The following is a 1,256-nucleotide window of genomic DNA, read 5'->3' as shown; positions in this document are numbered from 1 at the left end:
AATTCTGTATTATCAAACTTATATAACACACCGATTCTTGAGTAACTTGTATAACTCAAACATTTGCCGATTATTCAAGAAAATGGAACCACTTTTGGCTAAAAAAATCTCAATAAAAAAGGACAGGCCAGAAAGAATTTTGAAGATATTAGCAGATGTAACCAATACAACGGCCAAAAGATAGGAAAATTGTCTTATTCTGGAAAGAAAAGAGTAAACACAATGAAAACGGAAATTGTTATAAGAGAAGATGGGCAAATTCTATCAGTGTCACACAGAGCACGATTTTAAGATACGAAAACAGGAAAAAATGTTGCCAAAAGAGAATATAAAGTATGCAGATTCTGGGGTGGCAAAAATTGAGAGTAACGTTGTAATTCCACATAAAAGGTATCGGGCTGACGGATGATCAACAATCGGAAGCTGGCATCATTTAGGTGGAGCATAAAATCCGTGAAATTAAGATTTTATGTCGCATACCTATCGCAATTTTCAAAAATCCTAGCAGAGGCGTTATCAATTCCTATTAGAAATCTATTTCCTAGACGAAAAGTATAGCTCTTTTCATAATAGTCCGAAAAGCTTATAGAAAAGCGGAATCAACAGCATGACGAAAAGATGTGAATAGAGGGATGTTTTTCCTAGCTCTGTTTTTTATAGCAAACCAATGATGCTCAATTTTGTTAAAATCGGGAGAATAAGGCGGTAGATATAAAATTTCTGCGCCAACTCCTTTAGCAAATTCAGTAATCTTATTAGACTTATGAAAAGTAGCATTATCAAGGATAACAGTTTGTCCAGGTTTCAAAATCGGTGTCAGAAACTGCTCAAACCATTTATTAACATATTACAGTGGCCTTCAAATGTTAACGGAACAACTATTTTCCTGCCGTTTAAGGCTGCAATCATACTGATTCGTTGAATTTTTTTACCAGATTTTAGAGCATAAAACCTCTGTCCCTTCTGGCAATATCCATAAGGGTAGTCCTCGGTGTTATCAATGCCAGACTCATCTATATAAACTAAGTTTTGAGGTTCTTTTGTTGCTATAATTTTCAAAAATTCAGCGCGTTTTTCTTCGTCCCTTTCTTTGTATCCATATGTCTTTTTTTGCGTGTGAGTCCAATTTTTTTAAGAGCTCGATGAATCGTTGGGATACTAACATTGCTCCAAAGCTTAGCCATTTCCGATAGAGTTTTTCCACCATATTTTTTAGCAAATTCAGTAAATTTATTCCAGTCAGTAATTTTGTGATT

2 pseudogenes are annotated in these 1,256 nt (G+C 34.6%); one reads left to right on the top strand and one right to left on the bottom strand.

Annotated elements, in window-relative coordinates:
- A pseudogene (locus Wcon_RS12360) lies at positions 1-505 on the top strand (IS5/IS1182 family transposase); the annotation flags it as partial.
- A 78-nt stretch (positions 506-583) separates the two neighbouring features.
- Here Wcon_RS12360 and Wcon_RS10470 read toward each other — a convergent pair.
- Positions 584-1,256 (bottom strand): annotated as a pseudogene (locus tag Wcon_RS10470) (IS630 family transposase); the annotation flags it as partial.

The sequence above is a fragment of the Wolbachia endosymbiont of Cylisticus convexus genome (assembly GCF_003344345.1).
This window is presented reverse-complemented; position numbering and strand designations above follow the sequence as displayed.